Here is a 20,630-nt window from a genome sequence, read left to right as displayed (position 1 = left end):
ATAAAGGTTAATTATTAATTCGGAGCAAAGATATAAATTTTTTGATATCACAAAATATTTATCGATATTTTTTTCAAAAATCTTCTATCGTTGAAATACAGCTTATTATCGCATGTGTTTGGTGGTTTTTCGTACAATCTTCTTATTTTATTTTTCAAACTGCCAAAATAACCTCTATACACTTTTTTGCAGCTGTTTTTTTTAGTGCTTATTTCCGTTTTACGTTTACGAGTTTCATCTCGTCAATTAAGCGTTTGTTACCTGCGTATTTGTCTATTACAAACAGTACGTAACGAATGTCTACCATAATATTACGGCAAATGGATGGGTCGTAATAAATATCACTCATTGTACCTTCCCAAACACGGTCGAAATTTAGTCCTATTAGGTTTCCTTTGGCATCTATGGCAGGGCTACCCGAGTTTCCTCCTGTAGTGTGGTTGGTACCTATAAAGCATACAGGCATTTTACCATTCTCGCCATAAATACCATAATCTTTCTTGTTGTATAAGTCGATTAATTTTTGAGGTACATCAAACTCATAATCACCAGGTACATATTTTTCAATTACACCATCTAGGTAGGTAACGGGTTTGTAATACACGGCATCTCTTGGCTCGTACCCTTTTACCTGCCCATAGGTTACACGCATGGTACTATTAGCATCGGGGAATATACGCGCTTCTTTAGGGCTTAATTCCAGTATTCCTTTCATATAAGTACGCTGTAGTGCATCTATTTGTAGTGTAATTTCGTCGTATTTTGGCGCTACCTTTTGTATGTAGGTTTCCATCATGGCTTTTATAATCTGGTAACCTTTATCGTTATTTAAGCGTTCTATTACTGTTTTGGCATCGCCCTCTAACAAGGCTTTTACACCTGCATAGCTCGTAATTTGCGATTGGCTGTACACCGCTGTAGTAAGTGCTGCATAATCTTTATTCTTAAGCATATCGGGTACAAATTGCTGTGGCGATTTGGTAGCGTATAATGCTATAAGTTGTTCGAATATTTTTTCGTCAACCGTACTATTATAGTTTTTATACGTACCTGATAGGGATGACACGGTATTGTTTCTTCTGTCGTTAAACGATTGTTCGCCTCTTGCCTCAAATACGCGTTCCAGTTGGTACAAACGGTAGCCAATGGTAAGTAATTCGGTATTACGCAATGCTACCTCTATAAAGTAATCTCTACTTAATTGGTAGGGTTCAATTTCGGCATAGTATTTATCAAATTCTTTAAACAAATTACCATATTCCTCTGTTTTACCTGCTTTTTGGGCTAGTTTTAAAAAGTCTTTTTCAAAAGCTCTTTTAACAGCTACTGCATTGGTTTTTTTAAGCCCTTGTGTTTCACCAATCCATTTTTTCCAGTAGTTAGCAATACTAGCATATTTAGATGCGTATTGTATTTTTATTTGCTTGTCCTTACGCATAAAGCCATCGGCTACTTTTAGGGCAGCATCTCTAATTTCAATTTTTGCAGGATTTAATACTTCTACAATTTGCTCTACGGCAACGGCAGGTAAATACTCTTGCGTTCTGCCTGGGTAACCAAATACGAGTGTAAAATCGCCTTCTTCTATACCGCCAAGCGATACTGGAAAGAAGTGCTTGGGTGTATAGGGTACATTATCTTCCGAATATTCTGCAGGTAAATTATCTTTATTGGCATAAATGCGGAATAGTGAAAAATCGCCCGTATGGCGTGGCCATACCCAATTATCGGTATCCGAACCAAATTTACCAATTGACGATGGTGGTGCGCCTACCAAACGGACGTCTTTATAGGTTTCGGTTACAAATAGCATGTATTGGTTGCCTTCGTAAAACGTACGCACTCTGTTTTCCTGATGCGCTTCTTTTTTAGCTGTTTTACTAACGTTGGCAATGTTGGCTTCTATTTTTTTCTGCTTTTCCTCTTCGCTGCCTAACGTGCTAACGCCTTCCAGTACTTGGTTGGTTACATCCTCTATACGAACAATAAAAGTAACCTCCATATCGGGATTGGGTAATTCTTCCTCCATCGTCATTGCCCAGAAACCATCGGTTAGATAATCGTGATCTACCGTAGAGTGCGATTGTATTTCGCCGTACCCGCAATGGTGGTTGGTAAGTAATAAGCCTTGCGGCGATATAACCTCCGATGTACACCCGCCATTAAAGTGTGGTACAGCATCTTTAAGGCTAGAGTTGTTAACATCATAAATATCAGAAGCCGACATTTTCATGCCTAAACTTTTCATTTCTTTTTGGTTCATTCCCTTTAATAAGGAAGGTATCCACATACCACCTTGTTGTGCTGTAACGGGTAGTGCTAGTAGTAATACGAGTAAGCGTAATAATTTCATCATTGTTATTTGATTAAGTAGGCTGCAAGATAGGAATTTTTGTGGTTGTGAGAAACACGTGATTTAATCTTAATAGATTGCCACGCTCCGTTGCACTCCGCTCGCAATGACGTACGGACTGTCATTCCGACGAAGGAAGGAATCTTTTTAAGACTTTATAAATTTTGACTTTACGATTTATGAAGATTGCCATGCTCCGTTGCACTACGCTCGCAATGACATACGGACTGTCATTCCGACGAAGGAAGGAATCTGTTCAAGGCTTTCATTTAGCTAATACAGATTATCACATTCCATTACACTGGGCACACAATGAAGTGTGTAGCATTATTTGATTATTTATATCTTCGAAATAGTTACTTTAGCTATAAATATTCTGTATTATGTTTTCAGAGATAGTATCACACATCCGTAACTACATTACGCTTACTGATGAAGAAGTAATATTGCTTACTAATGCGCTAGAAATAAAAGAAGTAAAGAAAAAAGAACACTTGCTAAAAGCAGGCGAGGTGTGTAATAGTAATTACTTTATAACAAAAGGTTGTTTTCGGTTGTACTTAATAACCGATAAAGGTGCGGAGCAAATAGTACAGTTTGGTATTGAAAACTGGTGGATAACTGACTATATGAGCCTAAAAAGCGGTAAACCGTCGGAGTTTTACCTGCAAGCTACTGAAGATGCTCAGGTAGTAGTACTTAATAAAACAATAGAGGAGGAGTTATTCGCAAAAATACCGCAGCTAGAACGTTATTTTAGGCTGGTGCTGGAAAGAGCCTACTCGGCACAGTTGAGTCGTATTCACTACATTTTTAACCTTACAGGCGAAGAACAATATAAATTATTTAGCGGTCAATTTCCTGAGTTTGTACAGCGTGTACCACAGTATATGCTAGCTTCTTTTTTGGGTATAACTCCAGAGTCTTTAAGTAGGCTGCGCGCGAAAAAAGATTAATCCTCATTTCTTGATATAAGTTAAGTTTTTTGCGTTCTCTGTAACAGAACTTTGCCATACAAATAATAAAAAACAATATTAGTATGGACAAAAGATTAAAACTGAATCAGGCAGCTCCTAAAATGTGGGATGCCATGTATAACTTTTCAAACGCTCTCGATGAAACAAAAGTTACTCCAGTACATAAAGAGTTAATTAAAATAAGAGCTTCGCAAATTAATGGTTGTTCTTTTTGTATGGATATGCATGCTCACGATGCACGAAAAATTGGCGAAACCGAACAACGTATTTATGTATTAAGTGCTTGGAGAGAAACTACTTTTTTTACGGAGGAAGAAAGAGCCATTTTAGCCCTTACTGAAGCGGTGACTACAATAGGCGAAAACCATGTGCCTGATGCTGTGTATAAAAACGCGATTAGCTTATTGGGAGAAGGCTATATAGCAGAGGTATTAATGTGTATTGTAGTAATTAACTGCTGGAACAGAATTGCTATTACTACAGGCATGATGCCTGAATAAAAATATATTTCGCCCTGTACGGCAGGGCGAAATTGCTTACTTTTCTATTTTCTTCATTATACTATCAACCGCCCCCTGATTTTCTTTTACAAAATTACCTGCTATACGTCCTTTTTCGGTTCGGTAATGTTCGTCATAAGCCAGTTGGCTTAATGTTGCTTCCATTTCGGTTGGGTTGTTTACCACCAAACAACCTCCTTTTTGTACCAAGGCAACTGCTTCGGGAAATTTTTGGTGGTTGGGTCCTATTACTATCGGTACGCCAAAAGCAGCAGGCTCGAGTATATTATGTAGCCCCGCTGTGCCAAAACCACCACCTACATAAGCAGCATCGGCATAGCTGTATATTTTAGTTAATATGCCAATAGTATTAATGATGAACACATCATAATCGGCTAAGTTTTTGCCCTCCATCTCGGTAAAAAGTACTGTTTTTTTAGTAATACTATTTTGTAGTTCGTTAATATGGTCGTTGCCAATGGTGTGGGGCGCTATAATACATTTTATATTCTTAGCATTGTTTATAAACGGTATAAACATAGCTTCACCCTTTTGCCACGAACTCCCGAAAACTAATGTGGTCTTATCATTAATGAATGCTTCTATAAACGGTAATGTATTATCGCGTTCCAATATTTCGCTCACACGGTCGTAACGGGTATCGCCACTTACCGTTACATTAGTAAATCCGATGCTGTTGAGTAGTTTTTTAGAGCTTTCGTACTGCACAAACAAGTGGTTAAACGCTTTTAATGCTTTACGATAAAAACCACCATACCACTTAAAAAATATCTGGTTTTCTCTGAACAATCCTGATATAAGGTAGGCTTTAATATCACGTTTTTTGACTTCGTTGAGGTAATTGGGCCAAAACTCATATTTAATAAAATATACTGTTTCGGGGTGTACCAAATCCATAAACTTTTTAGCATTGGCTTTGGTGTCTAATGGCAAATATACCACTACATCTGCATCTTTAGTGTTTTTTCGTACCTCATATCCTGATGGCGAAAAAAAGGTAACAACTATTTTATGGTTTGGGTGTTTTGCTTTTATTTTCTCCATTACGGGCAATCCCTGTTCGTATTCCCCTAATGATGCTGCATGGAACCAAATGGTTTTGTCTTCCTTTTTTATTTTGCTGGCTAGTGTGCTAAAAACGGTTTTTCTGCCTGTAACAAATAGCTTCATTTTTGGGCTAAATAGTCCTGCTATTTTTACAATAGGTATAGCGATATAGGTAAGAATATTATATAAAAAGTACATAAAGTAGCAAATTGAGCTGCTAAAATACGCTTATTTTTCTATAACAATTTCCGTGTATTACCATCATTTTTTTAGCAGCTATAATCTTATGCTTTTTACTACTGCATTTCACGTTATCTTTTTTGCATTTCACGACATTTATTTTTTTAGACCTTTGTTTTACAGCAATTTTGGAGTGGAATTCCAATATTAACAATAACATACTGGAAAGCTGAAAACAGTAACAAAGAGTAAGCGAAAAAAATAAACTAATTATGTACTTACAAGATTTGGATTTAAAAGAAATAGATTACAATAGTTTCAAAAGTGAAATTTTGGAAACATACGAAACAGAAGAGGATTTGAAAGAAAACGAGATTGAAGAACTTCTTGCTGATAATTATTACAAAGCTGCCAATGCAGTCTCTTCATTATATTACGAGGTTCCAGAAAAAATGGCGACTGAAAGATCTAAAAGTTTCTCTATTATCAAAGCGGGTAAAAATCTTTGGAGAAGACTTCGCGCCTTTTTGTGTAAGGTATTAAATGCTGGCTCGAGTGCCCAAGAAGTTTTAGAAAAAATTATAGAGTTTTTAGCGCCTTATCTTCCAGGAGGTATTATATTTAAAAAGGCGGTAAAAGCAATACTTAGATTTTTCCTGAAGCGAGGTTATACTGCCTTATGTCCAGTAAACTAAGTTTAATAACAGTACGCTCTGACTTTTAAAAGTTGGAGGTACTGTTATTTTATCAAAAAAAATTAATTTTAAAAATCAAACAATTGTGGAAAAAATGAAAGAAAATGACAAAAAAATTATGAAAGATGCCGATAAATCACTTATTCCTGCTGCTACTGGAGAGTTAATTTTAAGTAAGGACAAAAAGCGAATTGAGGTTGACTTGAAACTAAAAGTTTCCGATTTGCAATTTACCTATACAGGTTATAGTTACGTTGTAGAAGCTAATGGCTTTAAAGGAATTGTTTTTAGTTACTATCATACAGGAAATCCAAGTACATGTGACTATAAACCGATTAACCACAGCTCTCCTCAAATTCCAGTAAAGGAAACCGTTAATCATCCAAGTTTCGTGAACTTGAGCGACAAAGATAAAGAAGTAAGAATAATGCTGCTTAATGAGGAAGATGAGCAACAATTTACGGATATGGAAGATTATTTTATTAAATATTTGACAACATTTGAATATCGCTCCGTAACTAGTCAAGATTTTGATGATTATAATGACGAATGGAATAATAACAATCCAACTCGTGCAGTGAATATAGACTGCTCAGATAAACCTATTATAGTACCACGCTTTACTAAAGATGGCGGTGTTTTAACTTTAAAGTTCAGAAGATAGTTGAGTAGTGTTAAAGTAATACTAGCATTTTTATTTTCTACCCTTGTATATGGGCAGCAAGTTAATAGCTTTATTACCAAAGCTATAAAAACCAACCCTAGTAAAGCTATTGATAGCCTTGCTGGGGTTACTTCTGTTACAGCTTTTGAAGCTGCAAAAAATTACTATGTATTGGGTAAGTGCCACGAATACCTCAATCAGGAGGATGCAGCTCTTAACTATTATATTACCTCTAAAAAAGCGTTTAAAGCATTAGGAAAAGTACACTATGCTAAACAAATTGCCTTTGAAGCGCACCTTGTAATAGTATCGCAAGAGCATTATTATAATCAATACGGAAATTCATTTTTTGAAGAGTATAAAAATTATGCAGACAGTACCAATGCTCCACTACACAAAGCTTATGTAACTAGGGAGTTGGCAGCAGATGATTATTATGCCTATTTTGAAACAGGTAACACTGAGTATTTAGATAGCGCATATATACTATTCGGAAAAGCTTTACGATATGCCAACACGACTAATGATGATTTAATAAAAGCAAAACTATACTCCAATATTGGGTCATTAAAAAACACAATGCGCCAATGCGACTCCGCACGTTTTTATCTCAACAAATCTAAAACATATACTGATAAAATTGATGATCCATACCAGAGGTATGGTTACTACCAAAATTATGCTAATTCTTATTTTTTTGAGGGTAATTACCCCGAAGCAATACCGTATTTTTTAAAAGCCGAAAACGAAGTACCATACTATAAGGCTAAAGCCATTAGGAAATTATACAAACAATTGGCAACAAGCTATGACTCTCTTAATAATAACACGGAACGCAGAAGGTACGAGAAATTATATAGAGAACTTGATGAGCAAATAAAAGATAGGGTACAAAATGTAAAAATCAACGAAAGTTACATTAAGTATGATGTAGCAGAGAAAGAAGAGAAAATCTCTATACAAAAAAAAGTAATTAGCAACTTTGAAAAGAATGGTATAACATACGGTATAGTATTATTTTTAGTGTTTCTGTTAGCATTATATTCCTTTGTACGTTGGAAAAAAGTAGATAGAAGCCGTAAAAAAATTGAGCAGGAAAAAGAAGGTATAGAAGCAGAACACTTACAAACCATAGAACAACTTGAGAAAGTAAAACAACTTGTTGTTGAGGAACATATTATTTTAAAAAATAAGGTAAAAATGCCGTTGGGTGAGCTGATGTACATAAAATCTGAAGATCATTACCTTAATTTTGTTCCTTTTGAGGGTAAAAGTCAATTTTTGAGGGGTAAAATCTCAGAAATAGTGCAAGAACTCCCACCTAATTTCGTAAAATGTCATAGGTCGTACATCGTAAATAAAAACTATATTAAAAGTAATACCTACAAGAGTATTACACTACAAACAGGAGAAGAAATACCCGTATCCAGAAACTTTAAGTTGTAAGTAGTACCTAAAATACATATACAAAGGCGTTAATAATTTTTTTCATTGGTAGGCAACCATTAAATTAGTAGTTTTGCTAAGGCTCAAAATTTAAGAAGCAGATGAAGAAAATACAGATGGTTGACCTTAAAAGTCAATACGAAGGCATAAAAGATACCGTGAATGCTTCGATACAAGAAGTACTTGACAACACAGCATATATTAACGGACCAGAGGTACATAAATTTCAGAAAAACCTAGAAGAATATCTCGATGTAAAACACGTAATACCATGTGCTAATGGCACCGATGCGTTGCAAATAGCCATGATGGGTTTAGATTTAAAACCAGGCGATGAGGTTATTACAGTCGATTTTACATTTGCTGCCACTGTAGAGGTAATTGCGTTGTTACAACTCACACCCGTATTAGTAGATATAGACCCTGATACATTTAACGTATCTGTAGAGGCCATACGCAATGCCATAACACCAAAAACCAAAGCTATTGTACCCGTGCATTTGTTTGGGCAGGTTGCCGATATGGAAGAGATAATGGCACTTGCTACAGAACACAATTTATATGTAATAGAAGATAATGCACAGGGTATAGGTGCAACCTATACTTTTGCTGATGGCACCAAGAAAAAAGCAGGAACTATGGGGCATGTATCCTCAACCTCATTTTTCCCTTCTAAAAACTTAGGTTGCTACGGCGATGGTGGTGCAATTTTTACGAATGATGACGACCTTGCACACAAACTACGCGGTATAGTAAACCATGGTATGTACAAACGTTACCACCATGATGTAGTAGGTGTAAATTCTCGATTGGATAGCATACAAGCTGCCGTATTAAATGCAAAATTGCCCTTGTTAGACCAATATAATAATGCCCGCCGAGAAGCTGCCCATAAGTATAGTGCAGCCTTTGCAGGGCACGCCGATATTATAACACCGCTAATAAAAGGTACACCAGATAGCCATGTGTTCCATCAATACACACTTCGCGTACTAAATGCCGATAGAGATGCATTAATGCAACATTTGCAAGATAAGGGGATACCTTGTGCTATATACTACCCAATACCGTTGCACAGCCAAAAAGCGTATGCTGATATTCGTTATAATGAAGAAGATTTTGTAGTAACAAATGAGTTAACAAAACAAGTACTCTCCTTACCAATGCATACAGAGTTGGAGGACGAGCAAATAGCATTTATAACAGATACTATCCTTGATTTTTTAAGCGTTTAACACAATATTATATCATTAAACCAACCATAAACCAATTTAAATGAAAGTACTTGTTACCGGTGGATTAGGCTTTATAGGCTCCCACACAGTAGTCGAATTGCAAAACGAAGGCTTTGATGTAGTAGTAATAGACGACCTTTCTAATTCTTCACTCGATGTATTGGATGGTATTACAGCCATTACGGGTAAAAAGCCCGATTTTGAGCAAATAGACCTCCGCGAGAAAAAAGCCGTTCAGGATTTCTTTAAAAAATATACCGATGTATCGGGTATTATCCATTTTGCAGCCTCCAAAGCAGTAGGCGAAAGCGTAGAAAATCCGCTACTGTATTACGAAAACAACTTAAGTACACTTGTTTATTTATTACAAGAGCTACAAAAGAAAGACCAAGCACAGTTTATATTCAGTTCATCGTGCACTGTGTACGGTCAGGCAGAGAAAATGCCAATTACAGAAGATGCTCCTGTACAGCAGGCAATGTCGCCCTATGGTAACACAAAACAGATAGGCGAAGAGATAATTAACGATGTTGCTAAAATGAGTAACATTAATGCTATATTATTACGCTATTTTAATCCAGTAGGGGCACACGAATCTACAGAAATAGGCGAGCTACCAAAAGGAACACCACAAAACCTTATACCCTTTATTACACAAACCGCTATAGGGTTAAGAGAACAATTGTCTGTTTTTGGTAACGATTACCCAACACCCGATGGTACTTGTATTCGTGATTACATTCATGTAGTAGATTTAGCCAAAGCGCACGTTACAGCACTAAAGCGACTAGTACAGGCTAAGAACATGGATAATGTAGAAGTATTTAATTTAGGTACAGGTACAGGAAATTCGGTACTCGAAGTGATAAATGTTTTTGAGAAGGTAAGTGGTAAAAAACTCAGCTACAAAATAGTGGACAGGAGAGAAGGCGATATTACAGAAGCCTATGCCGATACTACAAAAGCTAATGATGTATTGGGCTGGAAAGCAGAATTACCTATTGAGGCAGCATTGGAATCTGCATGGAAATGGGAGCAAAAGGTACGAAGCAAGTAGAAGAATATTAATGTATTATTTATACTATTAAAACCCCACACTACTAATGTGGGGTTTTTAGCTTATCGCCATTTGCTTATCTGCTCCAGATTATTATCAAGTTGCGATATTAATGCTTTTGCACGCGATTTTACTAGAAGTTTCCGCCCTGTTTGGTTCCGCGTAAAAACAAGTTCATAATTACCTACGTATTTACCCCAATGCGAAGCAAAATTTACAGCGGGCTTTTTATTTTTTGAAATAAGTTCGGGTACAGCATGATAATCTTTTTGTTTGATAAATAACAGTCCACTTTTTCTGATAATTACGTAGCGCGGATTATGTATTGGTCCAATTAACTCCATTAAGGCATTAATAAATACTGATTTCTCATAGGTGGTACCTCCTTCTAGATGACAATATATCGAGCCCATATCATCCACTTCCGTAACGGTATTTAAATCAGAGAAATTAGTTTGGATGTAACCCTCATCATGTAATGCATGTAGTAGTGCATAGCTAATTTGCTGTATATCTTTTGATATTTCTTTATAACCAATGTACAACCGAAATGATTTATACACCTTGCTCCCGAAGAAGAATAACCCACCAACCCCTACAATACTTAGTATAAATGCAACTTGTTCTAATGTTCGTATATTTCTGAGTGATCTACTAAACAGGTTTATCACCCCTTCACTGTAGGCTAAAACGCCACTTATTAACCCCGATGTAAAGTGCGTAATTGTTTTATTATAGTAAAATTGTTTTGTTTGTTTATACGATTTATTCTGTATTGCCTCATGGAATGGAACTTTTATTTCCTCTATTAATTGTACACCATTAGCCAAAGCAGTGTTCCATTTTTTTTGTAAATGACTACGCGCAGCGGCAGCCGCAAAAGTTTCAGCATTTTTTGCTGCTATGGTATGCGGATTGTACAATGTATCAGGAATTTGTAATCGGTTAAGCCCGTTTTCTATTCCGCTTTCCTCGTTATACGAAACGCCAACAAAACCTCTAAAGCGTCGCTTCATTAACTGTAAATCCCTACCACCATCTACCGATTCAGGGTCTACACACACCAGATGCCAAATATTTCCTGTTTTATTCTTGTTTCCTTTTTGTGTTCTTATAGCCCTGCCACGCATTTGATTGGACAATACAAACGACCCTACAAAACTGGCTAGTATTAACGAATTGATGGCAGGAGCATCCCAACCTTCGCCTAGTAATGATTTAGTGCCAATGAGTACCTCAATGCCGCCATCTTCAAAAATTGCCGTTATTATTTGTACAATACGGTGTTTTAGTTGCTCCGTTTGGTCAACCAATACATAATCGGTATCAAAAGGTACAATACTACTGTTTACGGTAATATTATAAACGTTAGCCATTGCCTCTAGTTGTGGCAGTACTTTTTTAGGTACAATAACCACCGACCCTGTAAGTACTCCAATTTTTATATTCTTACTATTGTTACGCCGTAATTTCTCAAAAATAGAGAGTACCCCAATTTTATTCAAGGTGCCATTATTTTCGGTATCGTTAGTATAAAATTCTTTCCTAATATAATCTGTTAGTACAACCATTCGCAGGTTACTGCCCAATTGTTCATACTCAAAATCGGTAATCTCCTCTATAGCATTTAGCTTGCTTATGCTTAAAATAAGTTTTGTATCCACTTTAGTGTTATGTCCAAACGTAACCCTACGTTTTTCCATGGCACCATAGTTCCGTAATTTGTTTTCGAGTTTTAAACGATGCTCGTTATAGGTAGCAAAATGTGTTTTTTCTTGATACAAATAAAAATCAAGAAGTGTTTCCATCCAATTGTAATCCAATTCAGGAATTTCATCCTTTGTATCAACAATAATTTCGATATATTTTTTAGGAACTTCCTTTTTGTTAGCATTAAGAAAAATGAGCATTGCCGAATAATATGCTACATTACTATATATCCAGTCCAGATGTTCGCTTGGGTCTATCCATACGGGATGATTTTCTATTGCCGTTACCAATGTAGCATCATGCTGTACCGCTTCGAAAAGCTGATCCATTCGGTATCTTATTTTATCAATACCCTGTTTTTCTTCTGGTGTAGGTAGTGTAAAATAAATGTAATCTTGATGCGGGCACAGGTCGCCTTCCATAATAAGTTCGGGTACGCTTATTTCGGTATCTACAGGACCATTAAGTTCTGTATACCGTTGCCATTCTGCACCTGTTACATCGTATGGTGGTGTTGCAGTAAGCCCAACAATAACGGGGTCTAGTTTCTCTTTAATAGTAGTAAGCGTAGCCCACCATTCATTTTTTAAATGGTGTGCTTCATCCAACACAATTGTTTTTACTCCTTGCTGTAGTAAGCGTGCTGCTATTGCATTTAGGTTATCGTTACTAGTCTTTTTAATTTTGTAGTTTATTCCTTCTTCTTCCTCTTCGGTAGCAACAATCTCTATGCCTCTGTAGCAGCATGCAGCGTGTAACCCTTGGTAGGTACTAACAGTTACAAAGGCGGGATTTTTTATATCGCGCGAAATCCATTCAGGAATTCTATCTTCTTGTAAAAACAATTCACAAAAGCGTTGTATCCATTGGTTGCGTATGGCAATAGTGGGGGCTAGTACTAAGGCAGGTTGGTTAAGCCGTAGCATAACCTCTAAACCCAATACTGTTTTGCCAGACCCAGGCGGTGCAATAATATGTAAATGCCTGTTGGATAAATGTGCTGATAACTCTTGGAGTACCCGTTGTTGGTACTTCCGCCATGGGTACTTAAAATGAATATTGGTTGGAAACTGTTTCAATGTAGTTTTGGGTGCGGCTTTGTTAGTATGGGCAAACAAATATAAAAAATCCTCAAAACCAAATAGTAATGAGGATTTTTATTTAGGATATAATGTTGATTAACTACGATGCTGCTGCTGTAGTAACCTCTTTATTTATTTTTTTAACTAAACCTTGTAATACATTACCAGGTCCTACCTCAGTAAATAACGTAGCACCATCGGCAACCATGTTTTGTACACTCTGTGTCCAACGTACAGGAGCCGTAAGTTGTTTTATAAGGTTCTCTTTAATTTCATCTGGGTTTGTAACTGCCATGGCTGTTACGTTTTGGTACACAGGGCAAATGGGTGTGTTAAAACTGGTTGCAGCTATGGCTGCAGCCAACTCTTCGCGGGCAGGCTCCATCATAGGGGAGTGGAATGCACCACCTACAGGTAGTAAAAGTGCACGTCGTGCCCCTGCTGTTTTTAGTGCATCGCAAGCGCGCTCTACCGCAGGTGTTTCGCCCGATATTACCAATTGCCCAGGGCAATTATAATTAGCAGCCACTACAATACCTTGTGTTTTTTCGCAAATTTCTTCTACAACGGTATCTTCTAAACCCAAAACAGCAGCCATAGTAGACGGAGCCATTTCGCAGGCTTTTTGCATTGCCTGGGCCCGTTGCGATACTAATTTTAATCCGTCCTCAAAGGTTAATGCCCCTGCTGCTACAAGTGCCGAAAATTCGCCTAACGAATGCCCAGCTACCATATCGGGTTTAAAATTGTTGCCCAATGTTTTTGCCAATATAACCGAGTGTAAAAATACTGCGGGTTGTGTTACTTTAGTCTGCTTTAGTTCGTCGGCAGTACCTTCAAACATACTATCAGTAATACGAAAGCCTAGTATTTCGTTTGCTTTCTCAAATAATGCTTTTGCTTCGTCATTCTCATATAAATCGTTACCCATTCCAGTAAACTGAGCACCTTGCCCCGGAAATACATATGCTTTCATAGTTTGTTTCAATTTGGTTTGCTACAGCAAAAATAACGAATTTTATAGCAGTACCAACTTTTAGGTTTTATTGTAACATTATAGTATTTTTATATACCTATAAAGCAAACCATGGTATCATGAAAAAATCGGCAGCCATAATAATTCTTCTCCTATTAACTTTTATCATTATTTACTTTGGGCAACCTGTTATAAGTTATGGTTTTGCAGGGTTTCCGCTTGCAATACTCTTCCTAATTGTTACAGGTATTTTGCTTACTACCCCTGTACAGAATAAAAACAATAACGTTAAGTTTAAATTTAGTAAAGCACACCGCTTTTTATGGTTTGTAGTGGTAGCAATTATTGCCTACGTAACCATAGTCCCATTTATTACAACATCGCCCATGATTCACAGCAAATCGTACAGAGAACTGATAGGCGAAGTAAAAAATGGTAAGGAAATATCCAAGCATATTGCACCACTGGCTATAGAAAAAGTACGCGTTGTAGATGAACGATTGGCGTATTTGTTGGGCGAAAAAATATTAGGTTCAGACCCCGCTTTGGGGAGTAAAACAGAGTTAGGGCATTTTACCGTACAAAAAGTAGGCGACGAGTTGTACTGGGTAGCTCCTTTGTTGCACACAGGATTTTTTAAATGGTTGAATAATAGCGAAGGTACGGATGGTTATGTACTGGTATCGGCTACTAACGAACGCGATGTACAGTTGGTACAAACGGTTAATGGTAAACCACTCAAAATAAAATACCAGAGCGAAGCCTTTTTTATGAGCCAAATGGAACGTTACCTTTACTTTAACGGCTATGCTACTACAGGGCTTGAGGATTATACTTTTGAGATTGACGACGACGGTAACCCTTACTGGGTAATTACAAAATATAAAAAAGAAGTAGGCTTTAGCGGAAACAATGCTACAGGTGTAGTAGTGCTAGATGCACAAACAGGCGAAATACAGGAGTATGCTGTTGCAGATACGCCTGAATGGATAGACAGGATACAACCACAGGATTTTATAGAAGACCAGCTTAACGATTGGGGCGAATATGTACATGGCTATTGGAACTTTGCCAACGAAAACAAACTCCAAATTACGGAGGGGCTCACCTTAGTATATGGCGAAAATGGTAGACCCTATTGGTACACAGGGCTTACATCGGTAGGGAAAGACGAATCTGCGGTGGGGTTTGTATTGGTAGATACCCGTACGAAAGAAACTACTTGTTACCACCAAAGTGGTGCTACCGAGTATGCCGCACGCCGCTCGGCAGAGGGGAAAGTACAAGAAAAAGGCTATTATGCCTCCATACCTGTGCCGTACACTATTAATGGTATTCCTACTTATGTTATGACGCTAAAGGATAGTGGCGGATTGGTAAAAATGTATGCTATGGTTGCTATTACCGACTATACTATAGTAGGCGTAGGAAGTACCATGAACGAAACCATGATGGCATTTAAAAATGTGTACAATATGGCAGATAATAGGATAGACCCTAATGCAATTAGCGATAGAACAACCATAACCACTACCATACAACGCATACAGAGCGATATTAAAAACGGCAATAGTTTTTATTACTTTACTGTAGATGGTTCGCAGAAGATATTTATAGGGTCGTCGCAATTATCTAACGAGTTGCCTATAACACAGGTAGGCGATAGCATTAGCATCTCGTTTGATGTAGATACTGAGCAAGTAATAAATGTATCGAGCTTTGATAATATTAATCTGGGTAACAAAAAAACAAAATAGTAAAGCTCTTTCTAAAAAATTACCGAATATATTACCGCAACACTTTAACCAATGTAGCTGCGTACTTGGCTTTTTCTACTACGTTTTCAATAGGGGTATCTACACTATCGTTAGTTAGTACTACTCCCATACGGCGGTATGGGCGAGAGGTTGGTTTGCCAAATAGTCTAAAATCAGTTTTAGGTAATGCGGCTATTTTATCAATACCTGTGTAGGTTGGATTATTGCTGTTTTCGGATGCTAATAGTACCGCACTTGCTCCTGCTTTTTCTAATATAATTTCAGCAATGGGTAGGCTTAATATCGCACGTAAGTGCAACTCAAATTCATTAAAGTTTTGTGTACCTGCCAACGTAACCATGCCTGTATCGTGTGGGCGTGGCGATAGTTCGGAAAAATAGACGCCTTCATCCGTAAGGAAAAACTCAACCCCAAATATGCCTGCACCACCAAGTGCTTCGGTTACTTTTTTAGCCATATCCTGTGCTTCTGCAATGTCTTTATCCGATACTTGTGCGGGTTGCCAGCTTTCTTGGTAGTCGCCACGCTCCTGTCGGTGTCCTATGGGGGCACAAAACAGAGTAGGGTTGTTGTTTTGGGTAACGGTAAGAAGTGTAATTTCTGAATGAAAGTCTACGAAAGCCTCTACAATTACCTCTACTACGTCGCCACGTGAACCCTCCACCGCATAATTCCATGCTTTGGTAATATCCTCTTGCGTTTTTATAGTAGATTGTCCTTTTCCTGACGATGACATTAGTGGTTTTACCACACAAGGCATGCCTACTTGGGCTACAGCATTTTGTAACTCTTTGGCTGAGGTTGCATAACGATAATTGGCAGTACGCAAGCCTAAATCTTTAGCAGCAAGGTCACGTATGGCTTTACGGTTCATGGTAAAATTAGCAGCTTTAGCCGATGGTACTACAGTTATACCTTGTTTTTCGTAATCGTAAAAACGTTCAGTACGTATGGCTTCTATTTCGGGTACTATAAAATCGGGTTGGTGTTTAGCAACTATAGCATCTAGTGCAGTACCATCCAGCATATTAATTACTTCATGCCCGTCGGCTACTTGCATGGCAGGTGCATTTTCGTAACTATCTACCGCTATAATGGTTTGCCCTATGCGTTGTGCAGCAATTACAAACTCTTTACCCAGTTCGCCCGAGCCTAATAAAAGTATTTTTTTGTTCATTGTGTTGTTGTTAATGTAGTATAAGCAGCAAAAATACAAAAGTTTTTTGCGTGTTGTTTCCCCTCTTTTGGAGGGGTGCCCGTAGGGTGGGGTGGGCTATTAATTCTTATCCAAAATGCTTAATAATGAAATTTTCCAGTTCGGTCATTACATTTTCTAAATCATGTAATATGCGTATGCTGGAAATACGATAAACCTCCAAACCTAATAAGGTGCACAAATAGTTCTCCCTTTTGGTATCGTAAGATTCTTTATTGTTATGACTTGTGCCATCGATTTCTATGATTAAACCCAACGCCTTAACATAAAAATCGACGATATAGTTTCCTATAATGCGTTGCCTGTCAAAATCGATAGTATAAAATTTTCTTTTGTGTACTTGTTGCCAAAATACTACTTCGGGATAGTTGCCTGCTTTGCGCAGATTTTTAGCCCTTATTTTCAAATTAGGATTGTAAGGCAAGTTTTTAACGAAGTTTCTGTATATGGGTTTACCTTTAATATAGGTTAAAATTTCTTGTTCCATAACCACCCCGTCTTTACAGACACCCCTCCAAAGGAGGGGAATTTGATTGCTTTTTTATTTAAGCCGACACCGCTTCTTTAATACGGAGGAGTGCCTCTTTAAGTTGATCTTCGCTAGTGGCGTACGATATACGAATGCAATCAGGGTTACCAAATGCAGCACCTGTTACCGTAGCTACATTAGCGTGTTCTAGCAAGTACATTGCAAAATCGTCAGCATTTTTAATTGCAATACCATTTAATGTTTTACCGAAAAATGCCGATATATCTGGGAATACATAAAACGCACCTTCTGGAACGTTGTTTTTAAAGCCATCAATATCATTCATTAGTTCAATAACAAGGTCTCTACGTTTGTGGAATGCCGTAACCATATGTTTGAGTACTTTAGGGTCGGCATCAACAGCATCAATAGTAGCACGTTGTGCTATACAGTTAGCACCACTAGTTACCTGCCCTTGTATTTTAGTACATGCTTTGGCAATAAATTCTGGTGCGCCAATATAGCCAATACGCCATCCCGTCATGGCAAATGCTTTTGCCACTCCGTTTACGGTTATGGTTTTATCAAACATACCAGGTATAGATGCAATACTGGGGGCTTTTCCCGAAAAGTTAATATGCTCGTATATCTCGTCTGATACTACATAAATATTGTGTTTTTGTAGTACTTCGGCTAGTGCTTTAAGCTCTGTTTCGCTGTATATGGATCCGCTTGGGTTACACGGCGAGCTAAACCACATCATTTTGGTTTTGGGTGTAATGGCTTTTTCCAGTTGCTCAGCAGTCATTTTAAAATCGGTATCTACCGATGTTGGTACTACTACTGGTACACCACCCGATAGTTTTATGATTTCGAAGTAACTTACCCAATAGGGCGCAGGTAGTATTACCTCATCGCCATCATTAAGCATTACTTGCGCAATGTTATATAACGATTGTTTTGCCCCTGTAGATACTACAATTTGCGAGGGCTTATAATCGAGGTTATTATCGCGTTTAAACTTTCTGGTAATGGCTTCTTTCAGCTCCACATATCCATCTACTGGTGTATAGCTATTGTAATTTTCGTCAATTGCTTTTTTTGCAGCCTCTTTAATAAAATCAGGGGTATTAAAATCAGGTTCGCCCAAACTTAGGCTAATAATGTCTTTTCCCGCCGCTTTTAACTCTCGGGCTTTGGCAGCCATAGCAAGGGTTTGTGAAGTAGATAGGTTGTTAATTCTGTCAGAAAGCACGTTATTCATTGGGTATAGTAGGTTTTGTTATTGTATTAGTTTAGTGCGGGTTTCATACCTAGCTCTTTAAGGTGTTTAAAGTGTGCTGCTACTGCACCACGCATGGTACTAAATTCGTGGTAGGGTAAATTATGCTCGCGGGCTGTTTGCTTTACAATTTCGGCAATTTTGCTGTAGTGCACATGGCTAATGTGTGGGAATATATGGTGTTCTATCTGGTGGTTAAGCCCACCTGTAAACCAGTTTACAATTTTATTTTTAGGCGCAAAATTAGCCGTAGTGTACAATTGGTGTATTGCCCATGTGTTTTCCATTTCGTTGTTTTCGTTTGGGGTGGGGTTTTCTGTTTCCTCTACCACGTGTGCCAATTGGAAAACAACACTTAATATTAAACCTGCTGTGTAGTGCATTACAAAAAAGCCTATTAGTACCTTCCACCAAACAATGCCTAAAAGCATAGGTACTACAAACCATACTAGCGCGTAAAGTAGTTTTGTAACTACAAGCACCGTCCATTGTTTTACGGGACTACGAAATTCGCCATACGATAAACCTCTCTTTATATAGCTGCGCATTTGTTTAATATCGGTAGTAATTGCCCAGTTAAAGGTTAGCAACCCATACAGGAAAATAGAATAATAATGTTGGAATCGGTGTAATTTCATCCATTTGGCATCTTGCGTAAAGCGTATTACTCTACCCGCATCCAAATCTTCATCGTGCCCGTGTATGTTAGTGTACGTATGGTGCAGTACATTGTGTTGTACCTGCCAGTTATACACGTTGCCAGCCAATAGATAGATGCTACCCCCCATAACTTTATTTAACCACGATTTAGAGGAGTACGAACCATGGTTAGCATCGTGCATAACATTCATACCAATACCAGCCATACCAATACCCATTACAATAGTAAGTAATAATTGACCCCAAACGGGTAAGTTTAGGGTTAGTAAAATAAAGTAGGGTGCCAACAAGGCAGCAAACATTACTATGGTTTTAATGTGCAGTTTCCAGTTGCCCGTTTTTTTAATATTATTTTCTTTAAAGTATTCGTTTACACGCTTGTTAAGTGTTCGGAAAAATTTTACTGAGTCTCTTTTAGAGAATACAGGTGGTGTCATGTTCATAGTCAAAAGCTAAAAAAATCTATAGTTACCAAAGGTAGTTATTAATGCCATTGTAACCACCAAAATTGATATGAAATTTCTTTTACGAAATGCGTACTTTTGCCTAAAATATAAAATAATGCACGAGATTATTAGGCAATTCCCGAACCTTACCGAAACACAGCTACAGCAATTTGAGCAATTAGAAGCGCTTTATACCGATTGGAACGCCAAAATTAATGTAATATCCCGTAAGGATATTGATGCGTTGTACACCAAACACGTGCTACACTCCTTGGGTATTGCTAAGGTAATGCCTTTTAAACCCAATGCTAGTGTTATGGATGTAGGTACAGGCGGTGGTTTTCCTGGGATACCTCTGGCCATATTATACCCCGAAACTAATTTTTATTTGATAGACGTTATTGCTAAAAAAATAAAAGTAGTACAAGAAGTTGCCGATGCTTTAGGGCTTACTAACGTAAAAGCGGAGCAGAAACGAGCCGAACAAGTAGACGGAACATTCGATTTTATTGTGAGCCGTGCTGTAACCAATATGCCCGATTTTGTAAAGTGGGTTAGGGGTAAAATTAAGAAAGAACAAAACCACGACCTGCCTAACGGAATACTGTACCTTAAAGGGGGTGACCTTACTGAGGAATTACAGGTTTTCCAGAAAGTAGCATTATATAACCTCTCGGATTATTTTGCTGATGAATTTTTTGAAACTAAAAAGGTGGTACATCTGGCTATGAAGTATAAGGTGTGATTATATATAATCATTACGAGAAGGCAAGACCATACAACCGCTTATTAGATTAGTCATTGCGAGGTAACGAAGCAATCTTTTGTTTATTTCT

Annotated in this window: 17 protein-coding genes; 9 read left to right on the top strand and 8 right to left on the bottom strand. The window is 37.6% G+C overall.

Features of this window, described 5'->3' with window-relative positions; all coding sequences use genetic code 11:
• Positions 1 to 208: 208 nt before the first annotated feature.
• Complete coding sequence (locus K1I41_RS01700; RefSeq protein WP_220641796.1) at positions 209 to 2,353, bottom strand: S46 family peptidase; 2,145 nt, start codon at positions 2,351 to 2,353, stop codon at positions 209 to 211.
• 383 nt (positions 2,354 to 2,736) lie between these two features.
• Between K1I41_RS01700 and K1I41_RS01695 the strand changes: the two genes are divergently transcribed.
• Together K1I41_RS01695 and K1I41_RS01690 are read left to right on the top strand one after the other, a co-directional pair.
• The gene (locus K1I41_RS01695) at positions 2,737 to 3,309 is read left to right on the top strand and encodes a Crp/Fnr family transcriptional regulator (RefSeq protein ID WP_220640958.1); all 573 of its coding nucleotides are present in this window, start codon (positions 2,737 to 2,739) and stop codon (positions 3,307 to 3,309) included.
• 83 nt (positions 3,310 to 3,392) lie between these two features.
• Positions 3,393 to 3,830, top strand: a complete 438-nt coding sequence (locus tag K1I41_RS01690) for a carboxymuconolactone decarboxylase family protein (RefSeq protein ID WP_220640957.1) — start codon at positions 3,393 to 3,395, stop codon at positions 3,828 to 3,830.
• A gap of 36 nt (positions 3,831 to 3,866) precedes the next feature.
• On the opposite strand, the gene K1I41_RS01685 is transcribed toward K1I41_RS01690, so the two are convergent.
• Positions 3,867 to 5,096 (bottom strand): 3-deoxy-D-manno-octulosonic acid transferase, encoded by a 1,230-nt coding sequence (locus K1I41_RS01685; protein ID WP_220640956.1) that lies wholly within the window; start codon positions 5,094 to 5,096, stop codon positions 3,867 to 3,869.
• 254 nt (positions 5,097 to 5,350) lie between these two features.
• Here K1I41_RS01685 and K1I41_RS01680 point away from each other — a divergent pair, with 254 nt between their 5' ends.
• The 5 genes from K1I41_RS01680 to galE all read left to right on the top strand — a co-directional run bounded on the left by K1I41_RS01680 (position 5,351) and on the right by galE (position 10,175).
• Complete coding sequence (locus K1I41_RS01680; RefSeq protein ID WP_220640955.1) at positions 5,351 to 5,773, top strand: hypothetical protein; 423 nt, start codon at positions 5,351 to 5,353, stop codon at positions 5,771 to 5,773.
• A 94-nt stretch (positions 5,774 to 5,867) separates the two neighbouring features.
• On the top strand, positions 5,868 to 6,437 hold the full coding sequence (locus tag K1I41_RS01675; RefSeq protein ID WP_220640954.1) for a hypothetical protein: 570 nt from the start codon (positions 5,868 to 5,870) through the stop codon (positions 6,435 to 6,437).
• Entirely contained in the window at positions 6,438 to 7,883 is a 1,446-nt protein-coding gene (locus K1I41_RS01670; RefSeq protein ID WP_220640953.1) for a LytR/AlgR family response regulator transcription factor, read from the top strand.
• A gap of 101 nt (positions 7,884 to 7,984) precedes the next feature.
• Positions 7,985 to 9,118, top strand: a complete 1,134-nt coding sequence (locus tag K1I41_RS01665) for a DegT/DnrJ/EryC1/StrS family aminotransferase (protein WP_220640952.1) — start codon at positions 7,985 to 7,987, stop codon at positions 9,116 to 9,118.
• A 40-nt stretch (positions 9,119 to 9,158) separates the two neighbouring features.
• Positions 9,159 to 10,175 (top strand): UDP-glucose 4-epimerase GalE, encoded by a 1,017-nt coding sequence (gene galE, locus K1I41_RS01660; protein ID WP_220640951.1) that lies wholly within the window; start codon positions 9,159 to 9,161, stop codon positions 10,173 to 10,175.
• Between the two features lie 62 nt (positions 10,176 to 10,237).
• On the opposite strand, the gene K1I41_RS01655 is transcribed toward galE, so the two are convergent.
• Both K1I41_RS01655 and fabD read right to left on the bottom strand, forming a co-directional pair.
• A complete protein-coding gene (locus tag K1I41_RS01655; RefSeq protein WP_220640950.1) occupies positions 10,238 to 12,964 on the bottom strand; it encodes a DEAD/DEAH box helicase family protein in 2,727 nt (908 codons plus the stop codon).
• Positions 12,965 to 13,067: 103 nt separating this feature from the next.
• The gene (gene fabD, locus K1I41_RS01650; RefSeq protein ID WP_220640949.1) at positions 13,068 to 13,943 is read right to left on the bottom strand and encodes an ACP S-malonyltransferase; all 876 of its coding nucleotides are present in this window, start codon (positions 13,941 to 13,943) and stop codon (positions 13,068 to 13,070) included.
• 119 nt (positions 13,944 to 14,062) lie between these two features.
• Here fabD and K1I41_RS01645 point away from each other — a divergent pair, with 119 nt between their 5' ends.
• Positions 14,063 to 15,700 (top strand): hypothetical protein, encoded by a 1,638-nt coding sequence (locus tag K1I41_RS01645; protein WP_220640948.1) that lies wholly within the window; start codon positions 14,063 to 14,065, stop codon positions 15,698 to 15,700.
• A 31-nt stretch (positions 15,701 to 15,731) separates the two neighbouring features.
• On the opposite strand, the gene purT is transcribed toward K1I41_RS01645, so the two are convergent.
• The 4 genes from purT to K1I41_RS01625 form a co-directional block, all read right to left on the bottom strand.
• A complete protein-coding gene (purT, locus tag K1I41_RS01640; RefSeq protein ID WP_220640947.1) occupies positions 15,732 to 16,898 on the bottom strand; it encodes a formate-dependent phosphoribosylglycinamide formyltransferase in 1,167 nt (388 codons plus the stop codon).
• Between the two features lie 106 nt (positions 16,899 to 17,004).
• Positions 17,005 to 17,424: an endonuclease domain-containing protein gene (locus K1I41_RS01635; protein WP_220640946.1), complete on the bottom strand. Its 420-nt coding sequence runs from the start codon at positions 17,422 to 17,424 to the stop codon at positions 17,005 to 17,007.
• A gap of 58 nt (positions 17,425 to 17,482) precedes the next feature.
• Positions 17,483 to 18,670 carry a pyridoxal phosphate-dependent aminotransferase gene (locus tag K1I41_RS01630; RefSeq protein WP_220640945.1) on the bottom strand — a complete coding sequence of 396 codons (1,188 nt, stop codon included), beginning with the start codon at positions 18,668 to 18,670 and terminating at the stop codon, positions 17,483 to 17,485.
• Between the two features lie 26 nt (positions 18,671 to 18,696).
• A complete protein-coding gene (locus K1I41_RS01625) occupies positions 18,697 to 19,791 on the bottom strand; it encodes a fatty acid desaturase family protein (protein ID WP_220640944.1) in 1,095 nt (364 codons plus the stop codon).
• A 118-nt stretch (positions 19,792 to 19,909) separates the two neighbouring features.
• On the opposite strand from K1I41_RS01625, the gene rsmG reads away from it, so the two are divergent.
• On the top strand, positions 19,910 to 20,539 hold the full coding sequence (gene rsmG / locus K1I41_RS01620; RefSeq protein ID WP_220640943.1) for a 16S rRNA (guanine(527)-N(7))-methyltransferase RsmG: 630 nt from the start codon (positions 19,910 to 19,912) through the stop codon (positions 20,537 to 20,539).
• Positions 20,540 to 20,630 lie beyond the last annotated feature (91 nt).

Source organism: Flavobacterium litorale (genome assembly GCF_019613795.1).
Lineage (GTDB): Bacteria > Bacteroidota > Bacteroidia > Flavobacteriales > Flavobacteriaceae > Flavobacterium > Flavobacterium litorale.
This window is presented reverse-complemented; position numbering and strand designations above follow the sequence as displayed.